This window comes from Streptomyces sp. SID3212, assembly GCF_009865405.1.
Lineage (GTDB): Bacteria > Actinomycetota > Actinomycetes > Streptomycetales > Streptomycetaceae > Streptomyces.
This window is the reverse complement of sequence record NZ_WWJY01000230.1, coordinates 1-7,373: the sequence shown is the minus strand read 5'-3', so window position 1 is coordinate 7,373 and position 7,373 is coordinate 1. Positions and strand designations below refer to the sequence as shown.

The window sequence follows — 7,373 nt, the reverse complement described above, 5'->3', positions numbered from 1 at the left end:
GTTCGGCGCGCAGGGCGCTGTCGGCCGTGCCGCGGCCGAGGGTGCCCCGGACGAAGGTGCCGAGGCCGCGCCGCCCTTCGGCCAGCCCTTCGCGTTCCAGCTCGCGGTAGGCCTTGAGCACGGTGTTCGGGTTGACGGCGGTGGCCTCCACCACCTCGCGGGCGGTGGGCAGTTTGTCGCCCGGTTCCAACAGGCCCAGGCGCAGGGCCTGTTTGGTCTGCTGGACGATCTGGAGGTACGTGGCGACCCCGCTCCTCCGGTCGATGCGGTACTCGATCACCGCGCAACACCCTTTCACTAAGGAAGTAGTGAAAGCTTCGCCCAGAAGAGGGGACGGTGTCAAACACCGTCCCCTCAGGGGTTGTTCAGGAGGCCGCGTGGCCCGGACTCCGTACGGTCAGGACTCCGTCCGGTCAGGACTCCGTCCGGTACATCAGGTCCACCTCGTGCGTGACGAAGCCCAGCCGCTCGTACACCGTCACCGCCGCCGTGTTGTCCGCGTCCACGTACAGCATCGCCGTCGGCAGCCCCGCCGCCGCGAGGTGCCGCAGGCCGATCGCGGTCAGCGCCTTGCCGAGGCCGCCGCCCTGCGCGTCCGGCCTGATGCCGACCACGTACACCTCACCGAGGCGCTCCTCGTCGTGGACCTTCGTCCAGTGGAAACCGACCAGTTCGCCGTCCCGCTCGGCCAGGAAGAAGCCCTCCGGGTCGAACCACGGCTCCGCCTTCCGGTCGTCCAGGTCCCGCTGCGTCAGCCCGCCCTGCTCGGGGTGGTGGGCGAACGCGGCCGAATTCACCGCGAGCCAGGCCGAGTCGTCCTGCCCCGGCACGAACGTACGGACGCTCACCCCGGCGGGCAGGGCCGCCTCCGGGATGTCCAGCGGCTTCAACGGCCGCCGCAGCTGGCGCAGTTCACGGAAGAGGGACAGGCCGAGCACCTGGGCCAGGTGCCGGGCCGCCGACTTGCCGCCGTGCGCCCACACCCGCAGCCGCTTGCCCGACGCGGCCAGCAGCGCCGTCCCCAGCGCCCGGCCGTGCCCCCGGCCCCGGCGCTCCGGGTGGACGACCAGCTCGGCGGCCGGCGCCTCGACCAGATCGGTGTCCTCCAGCTGCGCGTACCCGGTCAGTTCGTCGCCGACGGTGAGCAGGAAGTGCCGTACGCCCTCCCGGTGTCCCCCGCGCAACTGGAGCCTGCCCTGCTCGGAGACGGCCTGCACGGCGTCCGAGGCGGCCGCCGCCGCGAGCAGGGCGAGGACGTCCTCGGCCTGTTCCGGGGTGAGCGCGTCTAGGGTCTGGATCTGCCGGGCGGGCCCGCGGGCTGCTGCTTCACTCATGCGTCGAGGGTACGGCGAGCCCGCGCGCGTCACCGGCACCCGTAGCCGCAACCTGCTCGTAACCCCCGAGCCCTGTCGCGCTACGCGCGTAAATCGTAGGCTGCGCCTCGCAATCACCCACAGATTTCGCATGTTGTACTCACAAGGGGAGCGATGTCAGCGACACCGCAGAAGAACCGTGCGGCCCGGCGGGTTCTCGTCGCCGCCGCCGGCCTGGCCACCGTCGGCGCGCTGGTCGCCGCGATGCCGGCCGCCGCCCAGACCCAAGGGCACGGCGGCGGCAAGCACAGCGGCCACGGCAGCCACAGTCACCACAAGCCGAGCACCGTGGACCTCCAACTGCTGTCCTTCAACGACCTGCACGGCAACCTGGAGCCGCCGTCGGGCTCCGCGGGCAACGTCAACGAGAAGCAGGCCGACGGTACGGTCAAGGCCGTCCCCGCGGGCGGTGTCGAGTACCTGGCGAGCTCGCTGCGCACCGCGCGCAAGGGCCACCCCTACTCCATCACCGCCGCCGGTGGTGACCTGGTCGGCGCGAGCCCGCTGCTGTCGGGGCTCTTCCACGACGAGCCGACCATCGAGGCGCTCAACAAGATGGACCTCGACGTCACGACCGTCGGGAACCACGAGTTCGACGAGGGCGCGGTCGAACTGGCCCGCCTCCAGAACGGCGGCTGCCACCCGACGGCCGGCTGTTACGAGAAGGGGCGCAAGTTCAAGGGCGCGGACTTCCCCTACCTCGCCGCGAACGTCACGTCGGAGAAGACCGGCAAGCCGATCCTCAAGCCGTACACGGTCTGGAAGAAGAACGGCGTCAAGGTCGGCTTCATCGGGGTGACCCTGGAGGGCACGCCGAACGTCGTGACCGCCGAGGGCGTCAAGGGGCTCAAGTTCCACGACGAGATCGAGACGGTCAACAAGTACGCGAAGGAACTGGACCGGCAGGGTGTCAAGTCCATCGTCGCGCTGATCCACGAGGGCGGCCTGCCCGCCTCCTCCTCGTACAACTACGACTGCGACAGCCCGGCCGCCGGCGGCGGGCTCTCCGGTCCGATCGTCGACATCGCGAAGGGCATCACGCCCAAGGTCGACGCGCTGGTCACCGGTCACACGCACAACGCGTACGTCTGCACGATCCCCGACCCGGCGGGCAAGCCGCGCCTGGTCACGTCGGCGTCGTCGTTCGGCAAGCTCTACACGGACACCACGCTGACCTACGACCGCAGGACGAACGACATCGTCCGTACGGCGGTCGAGTCGGCGAACCACGTCGTCACCCGGGACCAGCCCAAGGCCGCGGACCTGACCAAGCTCATCACGGACTGGACCACGCTGGCCGGACCGGTCGCGGGCACCCCGCAGGGCTACATCTCCGCGGACATCAACGGCCGCGGCGCCACGACGCCGGAGTCGCCCCTCGGTGACGTCATCGCGGACGCGCAGCTCGCCGGGATGGCGGCGCCCGAGAAGGGCGGCGCCCAGCTCGCCCTCATGAACCCGGGCGGCATCCGCGGCGACCTGGTGTACAAGGCGTCGGGCTCGGAGGGCGACGGGGTGGTGACGTACGGGGAGGCCTTCACGGTCCAGCCGTTCACCAACCTGATGAACGCCCTGGACCTGACCGGCACCCAGCTGATCACCGCGCTCCAGCAGCAGGTCAGCGGGTCCAACGAGGCCTCGCCGAAGATCCTCCAGGTGTCGCACAACCTCACGTACACCCTGGACATGACGAAGACGGGCGCGGCCCGGGTCGTCACCGACTCGATACGGCTGAACGGCGCGCCGATCGACCCGGCGAAGACCTACCGTGTCGCGATGAACGAGTTCCTGGGCGGCGGCGGCGACGGCTTCGCGGCGCTGGGCCAGGGCACGAACAAGCTGGTCGGCCCGGCCGACCTGGACCTGCTCAACGCGTACCTCACGGCGAACTCGACGCCGACGGCCCCGCTGGTCCCGCCGGCGGCGAACCGCATCACCGTCATCAGGTAGCAACACCCGCACAAGGAAGGGGCGGTGGCCGGAAGTCGGCCCACCGCCCCTTTTTGTATGCCGTGACGCGTGCTTGACATGCGCTTGACGCACCCTTGGGTATGCGTGGCCGGAATTCACCATGATTCTGTGTGCAGTTCGTGAAGACGAGTTCGGCGAAAGGAGTGCAATTACTGCCACCTGAGGCTGTTTTGTCGCATCGTCACCCCATGTCTCTGCACTGTATGACCATCTCGTGTTCGCGTTCTGCTCACATGTGTGAGCGAGGAACGACATGATCGAGCCATTAGATCTGGGACAGCGCGCTGCCCGTTTGGTCGCGTCCATGCGCTTTTTCGGTCACGCGTCCCGTGTGGCACCCAGGTGGGGGGTTCGGAGATGGCTACCGCAGCAGCGGGGTCGGACATATCTGGCAGACCGTCGGACGACGACGTTCCGCGGCGGCCGGACGCCGCCCGGGGGCTCGGGGACCGGGTCTTCCGCTGGCAGTTGACCGCGGCGGGCGTCGTGGTCCTCGCGATCATGGCGGCTGTCGGGCTGTTCCTCATGGTGAGGGCGGCACAGGCGCTGCGGGCCACCGGCTTCTCCTTCCTGACCACGGCCCAATGGCAGCCGGACGTGCACAAGTTCGGCATCGCCGCCGTCCTGACCGGGACGCTGCTGATCGCCGCCGTGGCGGTGGTGGTGGCCGTCCCGCTGGCGCTGGGAACCGCCCTGTTCATCGCCGACGTCGCGCCGGTGAGGCTCCGCAGGACCCTGATCGCGATGGTTGACCTGATGGCCGCCGTGCCGTCCGTGGTCTACGGGCTCTGGGGCCTGTTCTTCTTCCAGCAGCACGTGATCGGCCTGTCGCGCTGGCTGTCCACCTGGTTCGGCTGGATTCCGTTCTTCAAGGTGGACGGTGTGGTGGAGGGCGAGCCGCTCGCCACCGCCAGCGTCTACACCGCCTCGTCGTTCATCGCCGGGATCGTCGTCGCGCTGATGGTCGCGCCGATCATGTGCTCGGTGATGCGCGAGGTCTTCTCGCAGGCCCCCGCCGGGGAACGGGAAGGGGCGTACGCGCTCGGCTCCACCCGCTGGGGAGTGATCCGCGCCGTGGTCATCCCGTACGGCAAGGGCGGCATCATCGGCGGGACGATGCTGGGCCTGGGCCGGGCCCTCGGCGAGACCATCGCGGTCTACCTGATCATCTCCCCGGTCTTCACGATCCAGCCCCACATCCTCCAGACCGGCGCGAACTCCGTCTCCTCGCTGATCGCCCTGCACTACGGGGACGCCTCCGACTTCGGGATGTCCGCGCTGATGGCGGCGGGCCTGGCGCTCTTCCTGCTCACCCTGGCGGTCAACTTCACCGCCTCTTCGATCGTCGCCCGGTCCCGTTCCGGCGCCCAGAGCGAGGGCTGACATGACCGTCCTGGAAAAGACCCCGGCGGCCGTACGGACACCTCCGCCGGACCCCGATCCCGCCCCTCTCGCCGAGGACGTGCCCCGCCGCATCGGCGGCGTCACCCGCAACGGTGTGCTCGCCCTGGCGGGGGCCGCCGCCGCCGGGCTGTGCGTCGCGGTCCTGCTCTTCGGCGAACTCGCCCCGCTCTCCGGCGCGCTGGGCTTCGCCGTCGTCGCCTACCTGGTGTTCCTCGGCGTCTACGCGGTGCTCACCGGACTGGAGGAGGACGGCCCGGCGGTGCGCGACCGCGTGATGACCGTCGTGCTGTGGTCGGCCGCGGGCCTGATGTTCCTCGCGCTGGTCCTGGTGGTCGGCTTCACCCTCTACCGGGGCCGCGAGGCCCTGCCGCACCTCAACTTCTTCACCCAGGACATGCAGGCGGCGGGCCCGCTGGACCCGCTGACCAACGGCGGCATCGCCCACGCGATGCTCGGCACGCTCATCATGATCACCATCGCGCTCGCCATCACCGTCCCCCTCGGCCTGGCCTGCGCGGTCTACCTCAACCAGGTCACCGGCCGCTTCGCCCGCTTCGTGCGCACCATCGTCGAGGCGATGACCGCGCTGCCGTCCATCGTCGCGGGCCTGATGGTGTACGCGATCTGGATCCTCGGCCTCGGACTCCAGAAGTCCGGTCTCGCGGCCGGGTTCGCGATCAGCGTGATGATGCTGCCGATCGTCATCCGCGCGGCCGACGTCGTCCTGCGCCTGGTCCCCGGCAACCTCACCGAGGCCGCCGAGGCGCTGGGCGCGCCGCGGATGCGGACCGTGTGGCACGTCATCCTGCCGACGGCCCGCTCGGGACTGGCCACCGCCGTGATCCTGGGGACCGCGCGCGGGATCGGCGAGACCTCCCCGGTGCTCCTCACGGCCGGGTTCACCGCCGCCCTCAACGCCGATCCGACGTCGGGCCCGATGGTGTCGCTGCCGCTCGCGGTCTTCTCCTTCGTGAAGTCCCCCGAACCCACCATGATCGCGCGCGGGTTCGGCGCCGCCGCCGTCCTGATGGCCCTGGTCCTGATCCTCTTCGCGGTGGCCCGCGTCCTCGGCGGCCGGGGTCCCGGCCGGCAGACCAGGCGCCAGGCCCGCAGGACCGCCCGCGCCTCCGCCCGGGACGTCCGCCGTTTCGCGGAGGCCGCCCCGGCCCCCGTGCCCGTATCCGATTCCGCCCCGGCCCCCGCTTCCGCACCCGCATCCGCATTCGGAGTGAACGACTGATGCCCAGCCACTTCACCTCCCGCGCCTGGCTCACCCTGACAGCGGTGTTCGGCGTGCTCGTATCGGTCCTGCTGGGGCCCCTGGCACCGGCGGACGCCGCCTCGGAGAGCTACACCCCGATCGCCGGGGCCGGTTCCACCTGGGCCGAGAACGCCGTCGACGAGTGGCGGCGTGACGTCAACCAGTACGGCATGCGGATCAGCTACTCCGGTACGGGCTCCTCCGACGGCCGCCGCCAGTTCCTCAACGGCACGGTCGACTTCGCGGTCTCCGACATCCCCTTCCAGACCCACCCGACGGACGGGTCCGCCGCCGAGAACCCCGCCTCCGGCACGTACGCGTACATGCCGATCGTGGCGGGCGGCACGGTGTTCATGTACCACCTGACCATCGGCGGCAAGCGGGTCACCAACCTGCGGCTGTCCGGCGACGTGGTCACCAAGATCTTCACCCGGGCCATCTCCTACTGGGACGACCCCGTCATCGCCGCCGACAACCCCGGCATGAAACTGCCGCACCGCCAGATCGTCCCCGTCGTACGGTCCGACGGTTCGGGTTCCACCGCCCAGTTCACGCTGTGGATGGCCAACCAGCACGCCGCCCTGTGGAAGGCGTACTGCGCGAAGGTCGGCCGCTCGGGTGCCTGCGGCCAGACCTCGTACTACCCGACCGTCTCCGGCATGATCGCCCAGTCCGGTGACCTCGGGGTCGCGGGATACGTGGCGCAGGGGTACGGCGAGGGCGCGATCGGCTACGTCAACTACTCGTACGCCCTCAACGCGCACTTCCCGGTCGCCAAGGTGCTGAACCACGCCGGGTACTACACCGAGCCGACCGCCCAGAACGTCGCCGTCTCGCTCCTCCAGGCACGCATCAACACCGACAAGAGCTCGCCGGACTACCTCACGCAGAAGCTCGAAGGCGTCTACAACGACAGCGACAAGCGCAACTACCCGCTGTCCAGCTACTCGTACATGGTCCTCCCGCTCAAGGCACAGGGCACGTTCACCGAGGCCAAGGGCAAGACACTCGGCGCGTTCTCGTACTACTTCATGTGCCAGGGGCAGCAACAGGCCGAGCAACTCGGGTACTCACCCCTGCCGATCAACCTGGTGAAGGCCGGCTTCGAGCAGATCCGCAAGATCCCGGGCGTCAAGACGCAGACCGTCGACATCAAGAAGTGCAACAACCCGACGTTCAGCGCCGACGGCACCAACCGCCTCGCGAAGACGGCCCCGTACCCCAGCGCGTGTGACAAGAAGGGCGCCACGGCCTGCACCACCGGCAGCGGTGGCGCGAAGACCGGCTCGGGCGGCGGCAGCGGCTCCGGCGGTACGGGCGGCTCCGCCGCCTCCGGCGGGGCGGCCGGCGGTGGCACGGGTGGT

Annotated in this window: 6 protein-coding genes; 4 read left to right on the top strand and 2 right to left on the bottom strand. The window is 70.0% G+C overall.

All coding sequences use genetic code 11. The features are described from left to right. Together GT042_RS06785 and mshD are read right to left on the bottom strand one after the other, a co-directional pair. Positions 1-280, bottom strand: a 280-nt coding sequence (locus GT042_RS06785) for a GntR family transcriptional regulator (protein ID WP_161307799.1), incomplete at its 3' end; no start/stop codon positions are given. Between the two features lie 133 nt (positions 281-413). After that, positions 414-1,334, bottom strand: a complete 921-nt coding sequence (gene mshD / locus GT042_RS06780) for a mycothiol synthase (protein WP_161307798.1) — start codon at positions 1,332-1,334, stop codon at positions 414-416. A gap of 153 nt (positions 1,335-1,487) precedes the next feature. Here mshD and GT042_RS06775 point away from each other — a divergent pair, with 153 nt between their 5' ends. From GT042_RS06775 to pstS, 4 genes are all read left to right on the top strand, one after another. Then, positions 1,488-3,323 carry a bifunctional metallophosphatase/5'-nucleotidase gene (locus GT042_RS06775; protein ID WP_161307797.1) on the top strand — a complete coding sequence of 612 codons (1,836 nt, stop codon included), beginning with the start codon at positions 1,488-1,490 and terminating at the stop codon, positions 3,321-3,323. A gap of 378 nt (positions 3,324-3,701) precedes the next feature. Then, the gene (pstC, locus tag GT042_RS06770; RefSeq protein WP_161307796.1) at positions 3,702-4,727 is read left to right on the top strand and encodes a phosphate ABC transporter permease subunit PstC; all 1,026 of its coding nucleotides are present in this window, start codon (positions 3,702-3,704) and stop codon (positions 4,725-4,727) included. Position 4,728: 1 nt separating this feature from the next. Continuing rightward, entirely contained in the window at positions 4,729-5,988 is a 1,260-nt protein-coding gene (gene pstA / locus GT042_RS06765; RefSeq protein WP_161307795.1) for a phosphate ABC transporter permease PstA, read from the top strand. Further along, positions 5,988-7,373, top strand: a 1,386-nt coding sequence (gene pstS / locus GT042_RS06760; RefSeq protein ID WP_161307794.1) for a phosphate ABC transporter substrate-binding protein PstS, incomplete at its 3' end; no start/stop codon positions are given. The genes pstA and pstS, both read left to right, overlap by 1 nt.